Origin of the sequence: Saccharospirillum sp., from assembly GCF_039982735.1 — a bacterium.
Taxonomy (GTDB): Bacteria; Pseudomonadota; Gammaproteobacteria; order Pseudomonadales; family Natronospirillaceae; genus Saccharospirillum.
The window spans coordinates 129,828-150,692 of record NZ_JBDWXV010000003.1 but is presented as its reverse complement, the minus strand read 5'-3'; the positions used below and the strand labels follow the sequence as shown (position 1 = coordinate 150,692).

15 protein-coding genes are annotated in these 20,865 nt (G+C 57.3%); 10 read left to right on the top strand and 5 right to left on the bottom strand.

Annotation, left to right across the window (positions count from 1 at the left end; genetic code table 11):
• Positions 1–142: 142 nt before the first annotated feature.
• The 3 genes from pyk to hexR form a co-directional block, all read right to left on the bottom strand.
• Positions 143–1,585 (bottom strand): pyruvate kinase, encoded by a 1,443-nt coding sequence (gene pyk / locus ABJT94_RS02070; protein ID WP_348476026.1) that lies wholly within the window; start codon positions 1,583–1,585, stop codon positions 143–145.
• 92 nt (positions 1,586–1,677) lie between these two features.
• Positions 1,678–2,703 (bottom strand): type I glyceraldehyde-3-phosphate dehydrogenase, encoded by a 1,026-nt coding sequence (gene gap, locus ABJT94_RS02065; RefSeq protein WP_213677280.1) that lies wholly within the window; start codon positions 2,701–2,703, stop codon positions 1,678–1,680.
• 401 nt (positions 2,704–3,104) lie between these two features.
• The gene (gene hexR, locus ABJT94_RS02060) at positions 3,105–3,965 is read right to left on the bottom strand and encodes a transcriptional regulator HexR (protein ID WP_028670392.1); all 861 of its coding nucleotides are present in this window, start codon (positions 3,963–3,965) and stop codon (positions 3,105–3,107) included.
• Between the two features lie 313 nt (positions 3,966–4,278).
• On the opposite strand from hexR, the gene zwf reads away from it, so the two are divergent.
• From zwf to ABJT94_RS02015, 9 genes are all read left to right on the top strand, one after another.
• Positions 4,279–5,760, top strand: a complete 1,482-nt coding sequence (zwf, locus tag ABJT94_RS02055; RefSeq protein WP_348476025.1) for a glucose-6-phosphate dehydrogenase — start codon at positions 4,279–4,281, stop codon at positions 5,758–5,760.
• 12 nt (positions 5,761–5,772) lie between these two features.
• Positions 5,773–6,471 (top strand): 6-phosphogluconolactonase, encoded by a 699-nt coding sequence (pgl, locus tag ABJT94_RS02050; RefSeq protein ID WP_348476024.1) that lies wholly within the window; start codon positions 5,773–5,775, stop codon positions 6,469–6,471.
• 42 nt (positions 6,472–6,513) lie between these two features.
• Positions 6,514–8,349 carry a phosphogluconate dehydratase gene (gene edd / locus ABJT94_RS02045; protein ID WP_348476040.1) on the top strand — a complete coding sequence of 612 codons (1,836 nt, stop codon included), beginning with the start codon at positions 6,514–6,516 and terminating at the stop codon, positions 8,347–8,349.
• Positions 8,342–9,352: a glucokinase gene (gene glk / locus ABJT94_RS02040; RefSeq protein WP_348476023.1), complete on the top strand. Its 1,011-nt coding sequence runs from the start codon at positions 8,342–8,344 to the stop codon at positions 9,350–9,352. The genes edd and glk overlap by 8 nt, the downstream gene beginning before the upstream one ends.
• A 52-nt stretch (positions 9,353–9,404) precedes the next feature.
• Positions 9,405–10,040 (top strand): bifunctional 4-hydroxy-2-oxoglutarate aldolase/2-dehydro-3-deoxy-phosphogluconate aldolase, encoded by a 636-nt coding sequence (locus ABJT94_RS02035; RefSeq protein ID WP_348476022.1) that lies wholly within the window; start codon positions 9,405–9,407, stop codon positions 10,038–10,040.
• An 84-nt stretch (positions 10,041–10,124) separates the two neighbouring features.
• Positions 10,125–13,343 (top strand): glycoside hydrolase family 15 protein, encoded by a 3,219-nt coding sequence (locus ABJT94_RS02030; RefSeq protein WP_348476021.1) that lies wholly within the window; start codon positions 10,125–10,127, stop codon positions 13,341–13,343.
• A 239-nt stretch (positions 13,344–13,582) separates the two neighbouring features.
• The gene (gene malQ, locus ABJT94_RS02025) at positions 13,583–15,778 is read left to right on the top strand and encodes a 4-alpha-glucanotransferase (RefSeq protein ID WP_348476020.1); all 2,196 of its coding nucleotides are present in this window, start codon (positions 13,583–13,585) and stop codon (positions 15,776–15,778) included.
• Between the two features lie 198 nt (positions 15,779–15,976).
• A complete protein-coding gene (gene ugpC / locus ABJT94_RS02020) occupies positions 15,977–17,071 on the top strand; it encodes a sn-glycerol-3-phosphate ABC transporter ATP-binding protein UgpC (protein ID WP_348476019.1) in 1,095 nt (364 codons plus the stop codon).
• A gap of 89 nt (positions 17,072–17,160) precedes the next feature.
• Positions 17,161–18,447 (top strand): DUF4032 domain-containing protein, encoded by a 1,287-nt coding sequence (locus tag ABJT94_RS02015; protein WP_348476018.1) that lies wholly within the window; start codon positions 17,161–17,163, stop codon positions 18,445–18,447.
• A gap of 26 nt (positions 18,448–18,473) precedes the next feature.
• Here the strand turns inward: ABJT94_RS02015 and ABJT94_RS02010 are convergent, their stop codons facing one another.
• On the bottom strand, positions 18,474–18,650 hold the full coding sequence (locus ABJT94_RS02010) for a DUF6435 family protein (RefSeq protein ID WP_348476017.1): 177 nt from the start codon (positions 18,648–18,650) through the stop codon (positions 18,474–18,476).
• Positions 18,651–18,982: 332 nt separating this feature from the next.
• Here ABJT94_RS02010 and ABJT94_RS02005 point away from each other — a divergent pair, with 332 nt between their 5' ends.
• Positions 18,983–19,609: a peroxiredoxin gene (locus ABJT94_RS02005; RefSeq protein WP_348476016.1), complete on the top strand. Its 627-nt coding sequence runs from the start codon at positions 18,983–18,985 to the stop codon at positions 19,607–19,609.
• Positions 19,610–19,654: 45 nt separating this feature from the next.
• On the opposite strand, the gene ABJT94_RS02000 is transcribed toward ABJT94_RS02005, so the two are convergent.
• Positions 19,655–20,857 carry an FAD/NAD(P)-binding oxidoreductase gene (locus ABJT94_RS02000; protein ID WP_348476015.1) on the bottom strand — a complete coding sequence of 401 codons (1,203 nt, stop codon included), beginning with the start codon at positions 20,855–20,857 and terminating at the stop codon, positions 19,655–19,657.
• Between the last annotated feature and the right edge of the window lie 8 nt (positions 20,858–20,865).

The window sequence follows — 20,865 nt, the reverse complement described above, 5'->3', positions numbered from 1 at the left end:
ACAGTCTGTGGCCAGGGTTAGCGTGATTTCGCATTCTGGCGAAATTTCGCTTTTTGCTAACCCTGAAACAACAAACGGCAGCCACAGGGCTGCCGTTTTGGATTGTCGCTTTAGATGGTCATCGCGATCGTGGCCGCCCTTTTTACAGGATATTCCCAACGCTGACAATCTTAAGAGTATTGGTGCCACCATGCACACCCTGGTGATCGCCATAGCTGAGCAGCACCAGATCACCGTCCTTGACAATGCCACGTTGCTTGAGTTCATCGACCGCGCGCTTGTTGACTTGCTCGATCGGTCCGGCAGAGACATCAAAGGCGATGGCTTCCACACCCCGGTACAGCGCGCATTTGCGCTGCGTCAGCTCTTGGCGGGTCATGGCGTAGATCGGCATGCCGGAGCTGATGCGAGACATCCAGCGCGGCGTCGAGCCCGACTCGGTCATGCAGACAATGGCTTTCACACCTTTCAGGTGGTTGGCGGTGTACATCACTGACATCGCAATGGCTTCATCGATGCGGTGGAACTCTGTGTTCACCCGGTGGCGCGACTGAGTCGTCAGTGGGTGCTTCTCGGCACCCAGACAGACGTCGTTCATCGCCTTCACGGTTTCCACCGGGTAGTCGCCGGCGGCGGTTTCAGCGGAACACATCACGGCATCGGTGCCGTCCAGTACCGCGTTCGCCACATCGAACACTTCCGCCCGGGTCGGGAACGGGTTGTCGATCATCGACTCCATCATCTGGGTGGCGGTGATCACAACGCGGTCCAGGGTGCGAGCCCGCTTGATGATGTGTTTCTGCACGCTGATCAGCGCCGGGTCGCCAATTTCAACGCCCAGGTCGCCACGCGCCACCATCACGACATCGGACGCGAGGATGATGCGATCGAGGTTGTCGTGGTCCAGCACTGCCTCTGCGCGTTCCAGTTTCGCCACGATCTCGGCGGTTGAACCGGCTTCGGCCAGCAGCTGACGCGCTTCATTCATGTCTTCGGCGTTACGCGGGAAAGAGACAGCGATGTAGTCGACGCCAATGGCCGCTGCGGTCTTGATGTCTGCCTTGTCTTTCTCGGTCAGCGCCTTCGCCGACAAGCCACCGCCCAGCTTGTTGATGCCTTTATTATTCGACAGCGGGCCGCCCTGGGTCACGGTAGTGTGAACGGCGTTGCCTTCCACTTTATCGACCTGAACCTTAACCCGGCCATCATCCAGCAAGTAGATGTCGCCGGGTTTGCTGTCGGCGGCCAGTTCCGGGTAATCGATGCCAACCCGGGTAGCATCACCGGCGTTCTTGTCGAAATCGACATCGAGAATAAATGATTGGCCGTCTTCGAGCAGAACTTTGGTGTCCTTGAAACGGGCAATGCGGATTTTCGGGCCTTGCAGGTCGCCGAGTATGCCAACGTGAAGTCCGTGCTTTTTCGCAATGGCTAGGACCTCATCGGCACGACGCTGATGATCTTCCGGGCTGCCATGTGAAAAGTTCAGGCGAACGACGTTGGCGCCGGCGAGAATGAGCTTTTCAAGCACACCCTCACGATCGGTGGCAGGGCCCAGGGTGGTGACGATTTTGGTACGTCTCATGGTATCTCTGATCTCTTGTTGTCGGGTCTGGCTGTGACACTCAGATCTTTACTCGCAGAAAAGCCCGGGTCAACCGGGCTTTTCTGGGGGACTTACTTGGCGTTCATCAGGGCAACAGTGCTGTCCAGCATGCGGTTGGAGAAGCCCCATTCGTTGTCATACCAGGACATAACCTTGACCAGACGACCCTGAACGCGGGTTTGAGTTGCGTCAAAGATCGAGCTGAAGCTGTTGTGGTTATAGTCGGAAGACACCAGCGGTTCTACATTGACGTCGAGGACCTTGGCCAGGTTCTTGTCGGCAGCAATGGCGTCGGAGATAGCCTTGTTGATGCCCTCGGCAGTGACGTCCTTGCTAGCGGTGAAGGTCAGGTCAACCAGCGATACGTTGGCGGTCGGAACACGCACGGCCATGCCGTCGAACTTGCCTTCCAGTGCCGGAACAATCTTGCCTACCAAAGCGGCTGCGCCGGTCTTGGTCGGGATCATGTTCAGCGCAGCGGCGCGGGCGCGGTACAGGTCTGAGTGATAGACATCGCTCAGGCGCTGGTCGTTGGTGTAGGAGTGAATCGTGGTCATCAGACCGCTTTCAATGCCAACGGCGTCACTCAATACCTTGGCAACAGGCGCCAGGCAGTTGGTGGTGCATGAGGCGTTGGAAATGACCGTCATGTCGCTGGTCAGAATGCTGTCGTTGACGCCGAAAACCACGGTAGCGTCCACTTCCTTGCCCGGTGCCGAGATGATGACTTTCTTGGCGCCGGCGGCGATGTGCTTGCTGGCACTGGCCTTGTCGACGAACAGGCCGGTGCACTCGTATACCACATCCACGTTCAGCTTGCCCCAGGGCAGGTCGGCCGGGTTGCGCTCGGAGAAAATGCTGATCTTGTCGCCGTTAACGTACAGCGCTTCGTTGTCGGAAGTAACCTCGAAACCAAAGCGACCGTGAACGGTGTCGTACTTGGTCAGGTGAGCGTTGGTTTTGGAATCACCCAGGTCGTTGATGGCAACGATCTCGATCGGGTAGTCCTTGCCAGCCTGGTTGGCTTCATACAAGGCGCGCAAGACATTGCGGCCAATGCGGCCATAACCATTAATAGCAACGCGGATCTTGGACATGGTGTGCTCCTTAGCGTTAATGAGGCGGTTTTCGAACCACCGCCGGATTGTTTTGAATAAGTTCGTCTGGCCGCAACCCGGTGTCACCGGGGCGTCTGGCCAGATCAGCCGCCCGCAGGCGGCTGGTGAAATTCATTGTCTGTATTGTTAGCCCTGCCGTGACGGCACCGTACCCCGGTTAGCCTCGCCAGTGGGTGTGGTTACCCAGTCTAGTGGGCGAGTTGCGGTGTAGCTAACTTTCATAGTTATACAACAAAACGGGCGCATTCTGCCAGCTTCAGGACAGATTTCACAGCTATTTGTAGTTTTATTACATCTTTAGGCGTGTTTAAAGCGTTGATACGCAGCGACAGACCTGAGGGTTCAGGCCTGCTACAAGGCGGTTTGTTGCAGGTTGGCCGTTATTCGCTGTCGGGGGATTTAAATCGGGTATCGGCCAGGGCGGCCTTGATGCGCTTCAGGTGGCTTTGGAACTCAGGGCCGTGCTTGAGGATGACGCCGGTGGCGAGCACATCAATGATGGTCAGATGCACGATGCGCGAGGTCATGGGGGTGTAGATGTCGGTGTTTTCCGGGCTGTCGACGCCGAGCAGAATATGGCTTTCTTCCGACAGGGGCGTGTGCGGCTGGGTGATGGTGATCACAGTCGCGCCGGACTCCCGGGCAATGCGAGCGGTCTCGACCAGCGCTATGGTACGGCCGGTATTGGAGATGATGATGACCACATCACCGGGCTTGGTGGCCGCGGCCGCCATGCGCTGTTGCAGGACATCAATATAGGCAACGCAGGGTGTGTTAAGGCGAAACAGCTTGTGCTGAGCGTCCATGGCGACACTACCGGAAGCGCCGAGGCCGTATATTTCAATGCGCCGCGCCTGGGCCAGGGCGTCTACCGTGCGGCTCAGCGCATTGGGGTCGATGGAGCGCTTGGCGTCGCTGATGGCGCTCATCGTCGCCTCAAATATCTTGCTGCTGTATTCCTCGACGTTGTCGCTCGATTCTACATTGCGGTTCACGTAGGGCGTGCCAGTGGCCAGGCACTGGGCCAGTTTCAGCTTGAAATCGGGGAAGCCAGTGCAATCTAGGCTGCGGCAGAAGCGGTTGACGGTGGGTTCGGATACATTGGCCGCTTTAGCCAGGCTGGCAATACTGGAGCGAATCGCCTTGTTCGGATCCTCAAGGATGACGTTGGCCACCTTGCGCTCACTTTTGCTCAGGCAGCTGGGGTTGGACTTGAGACGCTCCAGAATGTTCACAGACATGGACTGACAATCCTTGGTTGATTGCATGGGGTGCTGCAAACGCGCCAACCCCCGGGTTGAGTGTTCGCGATTGTAGGGAATTCAACCCGCTGGCGAAAGCGCGCTGTGTGACTATCTTTTCCCGCAGACCTTAAAACGACATGATTGTCGCCTATTATGGTCGCCGATCACATTGTTGTAAAATTACAAATGTGGGCGACATGGGGCTTTATTTGCCGTAAAATTGAAAATAAATTACAACACGGCGTGCCTGCCCGGCCAAACAGCCAGGCTCATTCAGTCCGCCGGAACCGCATTTGACCTGGAGTGATCTATGCAACACAACACGACCTGTTTCCCTTGTAACGTCGTTATTTTCGGCGGCAATGGCGATCTGGCCATACGCAAACTGCTGCCCGCTCTGTACAACCTCGATCGGGGCGGCTATTTGTGCGAGGGCACTCAGGTCATCGGCGCTTCCCGGACCGACATCGGCCGCGATGGTTACATCGAGATGGTTCGCCAGGGCATCGACGAGTTCGGCGACCCGGACTGCTGGGATGAAACCGTCTGGGAACGGTTCAAGGATCGCCTGAACTACGTCGCCGTCGACGCCCGCAATCTCGACAGCTTCAAACTGTTAAAGAAAGCGTTGGGCAAATCCTTCACTCAGAACGACACCGTTTACTATATGTCGACCGCGCCCGACTTCTTTGGCGATATCACTGACAACCTGGCTGCCGCCGGACTGGTCAGCGACCGTACCCGGGTGGTGATGGAAAAGCCCATCGGCAAGAGCCTGGAATCGTCCAAAACCATCAATGATGCCGTTGCCCGTTCGTTTCCTGAGAAAAACATCTATCGCATCGACCATTACCTCGGCAAGGAAACCGTGCAGAACTTGCTCGCTGTGCGCTTTGCCAATGCGCTGTTCGAACCGGTCTGGACCAATGCCCACATCGACAATGTGCAAATCACCGTGGCCGAAACCGTCGGTGTGGAAGGCCGCTGGGGCTACTACGATGACTCTGGCGCATTGCGCGATATGATTCAGAACCACCTGCTGCAATTGCTCAGTCTGGTGGCCATGGGTGTGCCGGTCTCGCTGGACGCCGAAGCGGTGCGGGCCGAGAAACTCAAAGTTCTTAAGTCGCTGAAGAAAATGTCGGTTGACCGCGTGCGGCGCAACACTGTGCGGGCCCAGTACACAGCCGGCAATATGGATGGCCGTAAGGTACCGGGCTACAAGGAAGAAGAGGGGGGTGTGCCCGACTCGCAAACCGAAACCTTTGTTGCCATTCGCGCCGATATTCACAACTGGCGCTGGCGCGGCGTGCCGTTTTATCTGCGCACCGGCAAGCGCCTGCCCGCTCGCTACAGTGAAATTGTGATTCAGTTTAAAGACGTGCCGCATTCCATTTTCCCCGGCACCGCCAACATGAGCCCGAACAAGCTGGTGATCCGATTACAGCCGGAAGAATCGATTCAGCTGTACATGATGAACAAGCTGCCTGGCCTGGGCGAAGGCATGGAAGTCACTCCCGTGACCTTGAACCTGACGCTGCCCGACCGCATCGCTGATTCACGGGTGCCGGAAGCCTACGAACGGCTAATTCTCGATGTGATTCGCGGCAACTCGACTCTCTTTGTGCATCGCGATGAAGTTGAAGCTGCCTGGGTTTGGGCTGATGCCATACTGGACAGCTGGGCGACCGCCACGGTTGATCCGCATGTGTATCCGGCGGGAAGCTGGGGGCCGCAGGCGGCCTTTGAACTGGTTGCGCGCGATGGCCGCAGCTGGCACGAAACCAATTAAGGAGCTCGGAGCATGACCATGACACAACACGATTTCGACAGCCGTGATGCCCTGACCGACGCCCTGGCCGGTGAAATACTGGCCCGCCTCAAGGCCGACATTGAAGCCAGGGGTGAGGCCGGGCTGGCGGTATCGGGCGGTCGCACCCCGGTGGCCCTGTTTCAGGCACTGAGCCAGGCGGATCTCGACTGGAGCAAGGTGACCGTTACCCTGGTGGATGAGCGCTGGGTCTCGCCTGACCACGACGACAGCAATGAAAAACTGGTGCGCACCCACTTGCTGCAGAACAAGGCCGCCGCCGCGTGTTTTATTCCGCACAAAACCGCAGCCGAGTCGCCCTTTGAAGCCGAGTCTGAATTGAACAAGGCGCTGGCTGCCTTGCCCGACCGGCTAACTGTATCGATTCTGGGCATGGGAGAAGACGGACACACCGCGTCTTTCTTCCCGGGTGCCGATACGCTGGCAAAAGCCCTCGATACTGAACTGCACAGCGACTGCTGTGCGGTGGTGCCCAAGACAGCGCCACACCCACGCATGACGCTGTCGCTGCAACGCATTCTGCGCAGCGACTGGATCGTGTTGCATCTGACCGGAGCCGGTAAGAAACCGGTGCTTGAAACGGCCCTGGGTGACGGGCCCGTTACCGACCTTCCGGTGCGCAGCGTGCTTAAACAAAACCAGACACCGGTGTCTGTGTACTGGGCCGAGTAAGCGTCTTCGGCAGTGGCGTCACTGTCCAAACAGGAGTGAATGATGAACACCGAATTGATTCGCGTCACAGAACGCATTATTGAACGCAGCCGGGCTTCGCGTCAGTTATACCTGGCGCGTATGAAGGACGCGGGCGATAACATTCCGGACCGCAAGCAGCTCAGCTGTGGCAACCTGGCGCACGGCTTTGCCGCCTGCACGGAAACGGAAAAAAACACCATCAAGATGATGAACGCCGCCAACCTTGGCATCGTCACCGCCTACAATGACATGCTCAGCGCGCACCATCCCTATGAGCGTTTTCCCGGCATCATCAAAGCGGCGGCTCGCGACATGGGTTGTACCGCCCAGGTAGCGGGTGGAACGCCTGCCATGTGCGACGGCGTGACTCAGGGTCAGCCGGGAATGGAGCTGAGTTTGTTCAGCCGCGACAACATTGCCATGTCGGCGGGTATCGGTCTGTCGCACAACATGTTCGACGCGGCACTGTACCTGGGTGTGTGCGATAAAATCGTACCCGGGCTCGTCATGGGCGCGTTGCGCTTTGGCTATTTGCCCACCGTCTTTGTACCGGCTGGCCCGATGCCTTCAGGTCTACCCAACAGTGAAAAAGCCCGCGTCCGGCAGGAATACGCCCAGGGCAAGGTTGGGCGCGATGCGTTGTTGCAAGCCGAATCGGACTCCTATCACAGCGCTGGCACCTGTACCTTTTACGGCACCGCCAACACCAATCAGATGCTGATGGAATTCATGGGTCTGCATCTGCCGGGCAGCAGTTTTGTTAACCCGGAAAACAGCATGCGCGATGCGCTGACCCGCGAAGCCACAGAGCAGGCGGTGCGCATCACCAAGCAGAACGGTCAATACACGCCGCTGTATGAAGTGCTCACTGAAAAAGCCTTTGTGAATGGCCTGGTCGGACTGCTCAGCACCGGCGGTTCCACCAACCTGACCATTCATCTGATCGCCATGGCACGGGCTGCTGGCATCGTGCTGACCTGGGAAGACTTTTCCGACCTGTCTCGCGTTGTTCCCTCGCTGGCCAAGGTGTACCCGAATGGCATGGCTGACGTGAATCATTTTCACGCCGCCGGGGGCCTCGGTTACCTGATCGGTGAATTGCTCGATGGCGGCCTGTTGCATGACGACGTTAAAACCATCATGGGCAACGGTCTGCGCAAGTACACCGAAGAGCCATTCCTCGAAGGCGATGACATTGTGTTCAAGCCGGGCGCTGGCAAATCGCTTAATGAAGACGTCGTTCGCCCGGTCAGCAACCCGTTCAGCCCTGAAGGGGGCTTGCATGTGATCAAGGGCAACCTGGGCACGGGCGTAATAAAAGTGTCTGCCGTTAAGGCTGAACACCAGCACATTGAAGCGCCTGCAGTGATATTCGAGAGCCAGCACGACTTGCAGGCCGCTTTCGAAGCAGGCGATCTGAACAAGGATTGCATCGTCGTGGTCCGGTTCCAGGGGCCAAAAGCCAATGGCATGCCTGAATTGCACAAGCTAACCCCGCCCCTGGGTGTGTTGCAGGATAAAGGCTATAAGGTGGCCCTGGTAACGGACGGCCGCATGAGCGGTGCTTCCGGCAAGGTACCGGCAGCGATTCATCTGTCGCCGGAGGCCAGTGAAGGCGGACCGCTCGCTCGCGTACAAACCGGCGACATGATCAAGCTCGACGCTCACACCGGTGAGCTGAACATCCAGGTCGACCCGGCTGAATTTGCGGCGCGTGCGCCGGTTATTGGTGATTTGAAGGCGAATCAGTTTGGTGTCGGTCGCGAACTGTTTGGGCATATGCGCAGCGCGGTCAGCACGGCTGAAGAGGGCGCAACGGTCTTCCGGTTTGAAGATTCCGAGGTGAATAATGACTGAATATGGACTGGTCGCCGATATTGGCGGCACCAACGCGCGCTTTGCGTTGGCGCCGATCAAGCACTTTGATCCGCTGGCCGGCTTACCGCTGACTGAACAGGATCTGGTCGCAGTCGCCGCGCTGAACGGGGCTGAATACGAGACCATTGCGGATGCCATTCTGGCCTATCTGGCCGGCCCGGCCGCCGATTACGAACGGCCGTGTCATTCGGTGATGGCCATTGCCTGCCCGACCGACCAGGACCAGATCACCATGACCAACCACACCTGGTCATTTAAAGTCAGCGAGCTGAAAGCCACGCTCGGCCTTGAAACCCTGGTGTTTGTGAACGATTACAACGCCCTGGCCAACTCGATTCCGCAGCTCGATAGCGACGAGCTGGTCAAGGTGGGTCGCGGCGACGCCACACCCGGTTTGCCAATGGCCGTGACTGGCCCGGGAACGGGTTTGGGTCTGGCTGGGCTGGCCTTTGGTGAAGCCGGCCCGATAACCCTGCAGACCGAAGGTGGACACGCGCATTTTGCGCCCACCGACGACGTTGAGATCGGCATTTTACAGTTTTTGCTTCGCAAGTATGAGCGGGTGTCGATCGAGCGACTGGTATCGGGCATGGGGATCGAGAACATCTACCAGGCGCTGTGCCATCTGCGAGGTGTGGCTGCAGAGAGCCTGAAAGCCCCGGATATTTCGACCCGGGCGCTGGATAAGACGGACCCACTGTGCGAAGAGACCCTGGCCCGTTTCTGCGCCATTCTGGGCAGCTATGCCGGTGACGTTGCATTGACGCTGGGAGCCAAGGGCGGTGTCTACATCACCGGCGGCATCGTTCCGCGTTTTCTGCCTTATTTTCAGAACAGCCAGTTCCGCTCCCGGTTCGAGGCCAAAGGGCGTTTAAGCGGCTTTAACCAGCCAATACCCACTTACGTTGTCGTTGCCAGACAGCCCGGTTTGCTCGGGTCGGCGGCGGTGCTGAATCATCGATTGAATACAGTAACTGCCTGACGGGTGTGCAACACCAAGACAGGGTTACTCACGTTTACGTAGAGAGAAGAATATGAGCTATCAAGTCCAGGATATCCTTGAACGCGCTTTTCCGGTGATGCCGGTATTGGCGGTGAGCCGTGTAGAAGACGCCCAGCCACTGGCACGTGCCCTGAAGGCGGGCGGCCTGACGGTGCTGGAGGTGACGCTGCGCACCAGCGCCGCGATCGACGTGATTGCCGAGATGAAAAAAGTAGAGGGCGTCATTGTGGGAGCCGGCACCGTGACCCGGGTTGAGCAATTGAAGCAACTGGAGGCTGTCGGTGCCGATTTTGCCATCAGCCCCGGCGCAACCCCGCGCCTGCTCGAAGCCGGCCAGCAAACGTCAATGCCGTTTCTGCCGGCCATCGCCAGCGTGTCGGAAATGATGCAAGGGCTGGAGATGGGTTACGAACACTTCAAATTTTTCCCGGCTGCTGCCTCGGGCGGTGTTTCGGCGCTGAAGGCCTTTGCCGGGCCTTTCCCGGATGTGAAATTCTGCCCCACAGGCGGCATTTCAGTGAACGACTTTACCCAGTACCTGGCGCTGCCCAATGTGGTGTGCGTTGGTGGCTCCTGGGTGGTGCCGGCCGATGCGCTGAATCAGGGCGACTGGGATCGCATTGAGCAACTCGCCCGTGAAGCCTGTGAGTTGGCGAATCAGAACTGATCATGCTTTTTTGAGCTCGGTACCCGTTAGGCATAAAGGTTGCACAATGGGTTGTTGTACTGCGCCACTCTGGAGTGTCAGTGAATGAACGATGCTATCGATCAACAGGGCGCGAGCGAGCGCCTTGATCAGTATTTCGACGAAGTCTACGCCACCATTTTAAGCCGTCAGGATGCCAAAACCGGTCTGTTTCCGGCCAGTACTGACGTAAACGGTCACGGTGACTACACCGATGCCTGGGTGCGTGACAACGTTTATTCCGTTCAGGCAGTCTGGGGCCTTTGGCTCGGCTATCGGCGCACCAACCATAACCCGGGGCGTACCGAATACCTGGGCGACTGTGTGACCCGGCTGATGCGCGGCCTGTTGTCGGCCATGTTGCGCCAGTCGCACAAAGTCGAGCGGTTCAAATACACCCAGAACCCTATGGATGCACTGCACGCCAAGTACGGCACCCAAAGTGGCGACGTCGTGGTCGACGACGACAAATGGGGCCATCTGCAACTCGATGCCACCTCGATATTTCTGTTGATGCTGGCACAGATGACACGCTCCGGGTTGCGCCTGATTCACAGCGTTGACGAAGTGAATTTTGTCCAGAACCTGGTCTGGTACATCGGCCGTGGTTACCGCACACCGGATTACGGGATCTGGGAGCGGGGCAACAAGATCAACAACGGTCACGTTGAAATCAATGCGTCTTCGGTTGGCATGGTAAAAGCTGCACTGCAGGCGATGCGTGGCCTGAACCTGTTGCACGACGCTCACAGCTACCGCGGTGTTATTCATGTGGTACCGGATGAAATAGCCCGCTGCCGGACGACGCTCGAAAACCTATTGCCGCGCGAATCCCTGTCGAAGGAAGTCGATGCCGCCTGTCTGTCGGTCATCGGTTACCCGGCGTTTGCCGTGGAAAAGAAGAGCCTGGTCAATACCACCCGCGAACACATACTCGACAAACTGGCCGGTCGCTATGGCTGCAAGCGTTTTCTGCTCGATGGACACCAGACCGTGCTGGAAAACCACGACCGGCTGCATTACGAGCCGGACGAACTGCGTAATTTCGAAAACATAGAATCTGAATGGCCGCTGTTTTTTGCGTTTCTGTATCTCGATGCACTGTTCGCCGAAGACCGTGAACGCAGCGACGAATACCGGCTCAAGCTGGATGCGTTGCGCGTCGAAAAAGACGGCCTGTGGCTGCTGCCCGAGCTGTACTACGTCGATCAGGAACACATCGATGCCGAACGGGCAGACCCGGGCAGCCAGCCACGCGTGGCCAATGCCAACGTGCCACTGGTGTGGACCCAGTCGCTCTATGTACTCGGTTGTCTGGTGCACGAAGGTCTGGTCACCACCGAAGAACTCGACCCGGTTGCCGCGCACAAACGCATTGGCCGCAAGCAGCGGTCACCGGTGCTGGTTGGTCTGCTGGCCGAGAACGAGGCGGTGAAAGACCGGCTGGCGGCGCGCGGCCTCTGGTCGGAAACCGTCGACCAGTTGGACCCGGTGCGGGTGTTGCCACCGCTGGAACTGGCGCGAGTCTTCAATGTGGTCGGTCAGAACCGAACGCTTGGCCTCACCGGTCGCCCACAACGCCGGCCGCGCTCGCTGGCAACGGCACAGCTTTATCAGCTGGGTGGCGAGAGCTGCGTGTTTCTGCCCCAGTTCCAGAATCGGGATACTTTTTATCTGGCGTCCGATAACCAATTGCTGTGTGAAAAAGTCCAGGCAGAGCTGAAGTACGTCAGCCGTCACTGGAATCAGGACAAGCAACCGCTGATGATGCTCTACCTGACGGACACCATGACAACCGCCCGTGACGCCGGGGCGGTATTCGATCTGGTTGCCGAGCTGAGCGCCGGTAGCTGCAACGGCGTCACCGTGCGCACCGGTCCTTTGCTTGAACTGCTGGATGACGTCGGCACAGAACGCATTGATGACCTGAACGATTATTACGTACCCGATGCACTGAGCCTGGTTCGACTGCGCCGTAAAAACTGGTTGCCCGAGGCCGATCAGTGTCAGCCGGTTCAGCCCTCAGTATTGTCGTTACTGGAGCCGAGCGAAAACCTCGATCAGCAACGCGACCGACTGCAAAACAGCACGAACCTGCGCGAACAGATGGACATCATCACCGACTGGGCCCAGGTGCATGGGCTGGATTTCGAGCCCGGCATTGCTCCGCGGGTCACGGTTAAGGTATTGCTGGAAGAGGTCTATCGCAAAGCCAGTTGTCGCCACGAATGGAGCGTGTTGCGCAAGGCCGCCGGGGTGCTCGGCAAGTACTGGGGTGGCCTGGAAGATTCAGTGGCCGAAATACTGGCGCGTCAGCGCATCATCAATGTCGGCCGGGCCTACTCCGATCAGGGGCTTATTCGCATGCCGCTGAGCAACCGGGAAACGCTGGCGCTGATTCGCCAGAACTGCGGTGCCGATGTGCGCGAGGCCATACTCAACCAGGAAATTCTCGTCATTCTGTCGGTCATTATGCGAGGCGAGCCTGAACTGTTCGACGGCATGATGACCATACGACCGGGCCACCTGGCCCAACTGATGATGGGCCGATTTGCCCAGGAAGCCTCACTGGAGCCTGACCAGGCCTTTGAGCGCCTGGCGGCGATGAGCCCCTTCGACATTCAGAGCCGGATTCGCGACATTCTGGAAAGCTATACCGAGGAAGTGGGTCGATTGTTTTCCACCGAAGCGCTGCATTTGCGCAGCCTGCCGGGTGTTCTGCATCGGGCCGACTCGGGCGCGGAGGGTTTGCCGGGCGCCACGGTCGAGAGCGACGTTGCTGACTGGCAGAGCTGGCGTGAAGAACAGGGCGTTATGCCTCGCTTCCCTGAATCCTTCCATCAGCGGCTATGGTCGGTTTTGCAACAATGCCGGGGCGTTGTCGTGGGCGACCGGTTTGATCCGCGTAGCCGACTGCAAAGTGATCTGGTGACCAGTCACATGACCGGGGGCGAACCCCAGTTTGCCCAACTGGTTGAGCGATTGCTCAGCCAGATAGAAAGTGCAGAGTATCGCCAGATGTCGGTTGAAGCGCTTGCGGCACTGATGGCTTTTGCGGAAGCGAACCCGCTGCTGGAACTCGACGACTTCGTGATTCTCGATGTGGTGATTTCCCATGCCGTGCGCTTAAGCTGGCAGCACCAACATGCCAGCCAGGCGGATGCCTACAACCAGTTCCGAGGTGAAGCCTGGCAGCAGTTTTATCAGGCACCGCCGGAGACCGTGCGGTACTGGTTACTGGAATCGCTCGCCTACCTGGTTGAGAATGCACCGGAAATGGCCTGATAAGGCGCGCTGGTGCGGCTGCACCCGGCCGGGGAAATCCTCCTGGCGATAAATCCTTCCGGCCCGGTGCGGACGAACCGCGAAAACCGGGCCAAGGCTCGCTACACTGGCTAGACGGGTGACTGGCCCCGGAGCCTGGTGCGATACCAACGACTACACACATCGTCGCATGCAGCGTCCGCAGCCGGTCAGGTTTGAACCGCACTTTGACTGAGGTTTTTATGGCGACTGGGGTTTCTATGACGAATGGGGAGCTGGTCAGCAAGCTTGCTCACTTGCGAAACATTTCCTCCACCTTTCAGGACTATCGTGGGGTCGCCACGCAAGTCGACGCGGCCAACATTGAACGCATTCTCGCCGCCATGGGCTATGACCTCGACGATGACGCCGGGCTGGCACAGCGCGCCATGCAGCTGGATCAGCAGCAATGGCGGCAACGTCTTGAGCCGGTGGTGGTGCTTAACCCGCTGCGCGGTCACGACCTGAACCTCTACCTGACCCGTGATGAATGCCAGCAGACCGGCCACTGGCGTATTGAATTTGAGCACGATGCATCCGCGCGCGAAGGGCAGTTTGACCCCTCTGAACTGACGCAAACCGGCGATTACTGGATTGGCGACATCGAACACCTGCGGCTGGCACTGCCGTTGCCTGTAGATTTGCCCGAAGGCTACCATCGCATTTATCTGACTCTGGCCGGTCAAACCGATGAAACCGCCCTGATCGTGACCCCGGCCACCAGTTTTCAGCCTGAACCCATGGCACGGGGCGATCGTGTCTGGGGTACGGCCATTCAGTTGTATACGCTGCGCTCGTCGAAGAACTGGGGCATGGGCGATTTTGGGGATCTGGCCGAGCTGGTTGATACCCTGGCCGATCAGGGGGCGGATGTGATCGGCCTGAACCCGATTCACTCGCTCTATCCGATCAGTCCCGAACACGCCAGCCCCTACAGCCCGTCGAACCGCAGCTACGTTAATCCGCTCTACGTGGTTATTGAGCAGGTGCCCGAATTCCAGTCGGCGACCGAGCTGCAACAGACACTGGCTGGCGCTGAAACGCAAGCACAACTGAGCCGTCTGCGCGAACTGCCCATGGTCGATTACAGTGGCGTCAGTGCCCTCAAATACCAGGCACTTAATGCACTCTATCGGGTATTTCAGCGAGACCATCTGGGGCGGGGTACCGATCGTGACCGTGCCTTTCAGGCGTTTGTCGAGCAGCAGGGTGACCCCTTGCGTGAGCATGCCACCTTCGAAGCCCTACTGGCCCATTTTCGCCAGCAAGACCCCATGGCATGGGGCTGGCCAAAGTGGCCGCAGGCGTATCAGGACCATCACAGCGATGCGGTGCAGGCGTTTGCCGCCGAGCATGACGACGACATTAGCTACTTTCAGTACCTGCAGTTTGTGGCTGACGAACAGCTTCAGGCGGTTGACCGGCAAACCAAAGCGCGCGGTATGCGCATCGGCTTGTACCGTGATCTCGCCGTAGGTGCCGACCGCGGTGGGGCGGAGGTCTGGGGCAACCGGGAGAGTTTTTGCCTGAATGCAGCGGTCGGAGCCCCGCCCGATGCTCTGGGGCCCAACGGTCAGAACTGGGGGTTGCCTCCATTTGACCCGGTTAAACTGAAAGCCCAGGGTTACCAGTCTTTCATTACACTGTTGCGCAACAACATGCGTGCCTGTGGTGCCCTGCGAATCGATCATGCCATGGCGCTGTTGCGTCTGTGGTGGTGCCCGCCCGGCGAGTCGGCGGCTTATGGCGCTTATGTGTATTACGACCTGTACGATTTGCTGGGTATTCTGAATCTGGAGTCGCAGCGCAACCAGTGCATGGTCATCGCTGAAGACCTGGGCACTGTTCCGGACGAGGTGATCGACACTTTTCCGCGTGCGCAGCTTTATTCAAACAAGGTCTTTTACTTTGAAATGGCCGATGGCGTCTGTACACCGCCGGAAGACTACGCCCAGCGGGCCCTTGCCATCGTCTGCAACCACGACATGCCGACCGTGCATGCCTTCTGGGCCATGTCGGATCTGGATCTGCGCCAGCAATTGGGTATGTTTGCCACCGAGGCGGATTTTCAGGGCGAACGCGACGCCAGGTCGAAAGCCAAACAAGCAATCATCGATGCCCTTGTCGCCCATAATCGACTGCCGGACGGTATCTCCAGCGATGCCGAACAGGTACCCGAAATGACGCTGCCACTGTGCCTGGCTATCCACCGGCATCTGGCGGCCTGCCACTCGCAAATTGTGGCGGTGCAACTGGAGGATCTGATGCTGATCAACGCGCCGGTCAATATCCCCGGAACCAGCGATGAATACCCCAACTGGCGTCGGAAACTGACTGAAACCCTGCCGGAGTTGTTCTCAAAACCGTCGATAAAGGCCTTTTGCCAGCAGTTGAACACCCTAAGAGGTGATGGCTAAGGCCCATTCCAGAGCGGTTTGGAAGGAAATTACAGCGTTAGGTCCGGATTCGGGCTTGCAATTGGTAGTATTATTACGGCTATAATGGAGCCATTCGTCGGATGAGTCGAAAATGCCTGTAAGAAAACTACAAAGGCACTTGAAACATCCTTTGCCCCGGCACTGGGTTCGTATAACGACAAAAATGAGTGGAAGCTGATGGCTAGCATAAAATTTGACAACGTAGTGAAGAGCTACGGCGACGTAGACATCATCAAGGGTCTCGATCTGGAGATCCGCGACAAGGAATTTATGGTTCTGGTTGGCCCGTCTGGTTGTGGTAAATCAACCACGCTGCGGATGATTGCCGGCCTGGAAGAGATCACCGATGGTAAGCTGTTTATCGGCGACCGGGTGGTTAACAACGTCCATCCCAAAGACCGTGACGTTGCCATGGTGTTCCAGAGCTACGCCCTCTATCCGCACATGTCGGTCTATGAAAACATTGCCTTTGGTCTGCGTTTGCGCAAGCTCCCCAAAGACGAGATTGACCGCCTGGTCAGCGAAGCCGCCGACACTCTGGGCCTGACGCCCTTGCTGGATCGTAAGCCCAAAGCCTTGTCCGGTGGTCAGCGTCAGCGTGTAGCGCTGGGTCGCGCCATTGTGCGCAAACCATCGGTGTTTCTGTTTGACGAGCCGTTATCGAACCTTGATGCCGAACTGCGGGTTCACATGCGTGCTGAAATCGCCAACCTGCAGAAGCGTCTTTCCATCACCTCGGTTTATGTAACGCATGACCAGGTTGAAGCCATGACCATGGGCGATCGCATCGCGGTATTGCACGACGGTAACCTGCGTCAGGTGGGTACACCGCTCGATCTGTACGACAATCCGCAAAACGTTTTTGTTGCGCAGTTTATCGGCACCCCGAACATGAACATCCTGAAGATGACCGTGTCGGACGACGGGTCCGAACTGACGCACCCGGACATCACCTACAAAACGCCAGAGGCGTGGAAAGCGTCCGTCAGCGAACGTAAAGGCAAGATGGTCTATGTTGGTTTCCGTCCCGAGCACATTCGCGGCGAAGGCGAACACGACTGGAAAAACGTTGCTGAAATTAAATCCAAGGCTCAAATCGTCGAAACCCTGGGTCATGAAGTGGTTGTCCACTCTAAGTTGGCCAATGACGATAAAAGCATCGTTGCCAAAATGGATGTGCATAAGACACCGAAGGTTGGCGACGACCTGGTGTTGTATGTGAACGCCGACAAACTGCACATTTTTGACGGTGAAACCACCAACCGTCTGTAAGGTCGGTTTGGCGTTAACCACCGTGTGTAGTGCCCCTCGAAAGCCGGCTTGTTAGCCGGTTTTTTTGTTTCAGTGTCAGGGATCCCTTCATGAAAATTCAGATTCACTCGCCAAGCCACTACATAACCGACTTGCGATACCCCTGGTCCAAGCACCTGACGCAATGGCCGCCGGATCTTTTTGTTGAGGTGGCGCGAGGAATTCATCGCAACGTGGTTCGTTTCATCAGCAACAAGGGGCGGGTCTATGCACTCAAGGAACTGATGACGCCCATCGCCCGCAATGAATACAACTTATTGCGTGAGATGGAGGAAATGGGCTTGCCAGTAGTCGAACCTGTCGGCCTGGTCACCAACCGGGATGAGGGCGTCTCCCAGGCCCGATCGAACTTCGATCTGGTGGGGGATAGCATGGACATGAGCAACCGTGCGCTGCTGGTTACACACTATCTGGAAGGCGCCTTGCCTTACCGCATCATTATCCAGCAAGGCATCACCATGGAGCAGCTCGGCCAGATGCTGGACGCTCTGGTTGAGTTGCTCGCCCGGCTGCATCTCAGTGGCATTTACTGGGGCGATTGCTCACTCTCCAATACGCTGTTCCGGCGTGATGCGGGCCTGATGGCGGCCTACCTGGTCGACGCTGAAACCAGTGAAATCTACCCGACGCTGAGTGATGGCCAGCGTGCCTACGATCTGGAACTGGCCGAGTTAAATCTGGCCGGCGATCTGATGGATCTGGAGGCGGCCGAACAGCTCCCGGCGGGCTCCGACCCGGTTGAACTGGCCAATTCGGTGGTCGACCGTTACAACAAGCTCTGGCAGGAACTGACCCATGATGAGGTCTTCGAACCCGAAGATCAGTTCAAAATTGAACAGCGGGTGCGACGGCTGAATGACCTGGGCTTCGATGTCGAGGAAATGGAGATAACCACGGTCGACGATGGCCAACGCGTACGCATGGTGCCGCGAGTGGTGGAACACTGGCATCACCGACGCCGCCTGAACAGCCTGACCGGGTTGCAAGTGCAGGAAAACCAGGCACGCCGGTTGCTAAATGACCTGAGCCGCTACAAAGCCTTTCTCGCCGAACACGAAGGCCGGGACATTCCCGAGCCAGTGGCTGCCTATCGCTGGTTATCCGAGGTGTTTAACCCCAGCTTGCAGAGCATTTCCAGCGATCTGAAAGGCAGTCTCGATGACGCCGAGGTTTTCCATGAAATTCTCGAGCATCGCTGGTATCTGAGCCAGGCCGCCGGACGGGATGTCGGTCAGGCGGCAGCGACGGAAGATTACATCAACTCGGTGATGAAACGCCGCAAAGCAGGTCATTTCAAAGCGGGTGACGATCCGTTTGTCAAAACAACAAAACCCTAAAACCGGGCTGGCAGTGAAGCGGGTGGTTACGACTTGTCTTGTTGAGCCGTCTGCAGCATCTGGTACAGCTTATCGGCCTCTTCAGACAGCATTGAATAGCTGCGGATATCGCCGTTGCGTTGTGCCTGCTGGGCTTCCGTCAGCTTTTTTTCGTAGGCTTTTTGCAAAGACTTGGTGGTATCTCGTTTCAAAAAACTGAGCATGATGACTCCGATTGACTATCGTTTGAACCATATACGGGCGATTCTCGGATTCGGGCCACTGAACGGGTTTTGACTCAGGGTGGCGTTGTCAGCAAATGTAAAAGGCCTTTAAAAAGTGCCACAGGGACCAGATGTAGGGAAGAACACGAGGGCCGCATCGCGGTGCAGCCAGGATGCCAGCCTGATGTGGATCAGTATAACGCTGGATAGTCAGTCACTATCGACAGTATAGTAATAGAATTGCATAAATATTAGATAAACCTAATATAATGAGTTATAAGGATGGCACATCACCGTGCTTTCATGTTCTCACTGTAAACAGGAGCAAGACGATGACACTACGTTTAGGCGATACCGCACCCGATTTTACCGTTGAGACCACTCAGGGAAAGATCACCTTCCACGAGTGGCTGGGCGATTCCTGGGCCTTCTTCTTCAGCCACCCCGCTGACTTTACGCCCGTGTGCACCACCGAGATGGGACGCACGGCGCAGCTGTCTGACGAATTTGCCAAGCGCAACGTCAAGCCGTTGGGGCTGTCGACTGATACCGTTGAAGAGCACAACAAGTGGATCTTCGACGTCAACGACACTCAGAACACTACCCTGAACTTTCCGATCGTCGCTGATGCAGACCTGTCGATTGCCAAGCAGTACGATATGATTCACCCCGGCGAAAGCCAGACAGCGGCCGTTCGCTCTGTCTTCATTGTCGACCCGAATAAAAAGATTCGGCTGACGCTGACCTACCCGATGTCGGTGGGTCGTAACTTCGATGAAATTTTGCGTGTTATCGATGCCCTGCAGTTGGGCGATGCCAAGCGGGTTGCAACGCCGGCCGACTGGCGTCCGGGTGAGGACGTTATTATTCCGCCGTCGATCAGCAACGAGGAAGCCAAAGACATCTTCCCACAAGGCTGGAACGAAATTCGTCCCTACTTGCGCACCACCAAAGTCTGATTTCCAATCAGGCAAAAAAAACCCCGGTTAACCGGGGTTTTTTAATTAAGGGTTGGTTTTCACCAGCCATTCTCTGCCACGCATCATCAGGTTCCAGTAAACCCAAGGAAAACCCGTGGTTTTCATCCACCAGTAGAGGCTGCGCGGTACTCTTGGGTCCAGTGGAAAGCTGGGTTTTAGGCTGCCACCGTAACCAAACTCAGCGAGCACGACTTTCCCAACTTCCACGGTCAGTGGGCAGGCGCCGTACCCATCGTAAACGCCAGGCATTGCCTCCTGCTTTCTGGCAGCTAACAGATTGTCGGCGACAATCGGAACCTGTTTGCGTACTGCGGCCGCCGTTTTCGCATTGGGTGCTGAGCACACGTCACCAAGCGAAAAGACATTGGTAAATCGAGTGTGTTGCAGTGTTGTCTGATCGACATCGACCCAGCCAGCTTCGTTGGCCAGTGCGCTGGAGGCGACTACATCCGGCGCACATTGCGGCGGTGTTACATGCAGCAGGTCAAACGTGGTTTCTTCAACGCTGCCATCGCCCTGTTTGAACCAGGCTTTCCTGGCAGGGCCATCCACTTTGACTAGCGTGCTGCTGAAGCAGGTTTTTACGCCGTACTTTTTAACATAGCTTTCGAGTACCGGCACAAACTCGGCGACGCCGAACATGACCGCTCCAGCATTGTGAAACTCGACATCAACGCCAGACAAGCGATTTTCCTTTAGCCAGTAATCGCAACTGAGGTACATCGCTTTTTGCGGCGCCCCGGCACATTTGATCGGCATGGGTGGCTGGGTGAACAGAGCCCGGCCCGTCTTCAGTTGTTGCACCTGATCCCAGGTATAGGCCGATAACTCGGTGACGTAATTTGACGTCACCCCATTCTGGCCCAGTGTATCCGCCAGGCCTTCAATGCCCTCGAGGTTCAGTTTCAGGCCCAGGCTGACGACCAGGTGTTCGTAGGCCAGGGTAGTGCCGTTGTCGAGATCGATTTCGCTGGCTTCAGGGTTGAATGCGGTGACCGAGGCTTTGATCCAGTCGACACCCGCTGGAATAAACGACTGAGTCGGTCTTTTCAGTTCCTCCAGCGACATAACGCCTCGCCCAACCAACGTCTGACCAGGCTGGTAAACGTGGGTCTCAGACGGTTCGATTATCGCAATGGTCAGTGACGCATCGCGTCGCTTCAGCGACGCCGCGACGGACAGGCCGGCAGCCCCTCCACCGGCGATCAGTATCTGGTAGGTCTTCATCCTGTTCT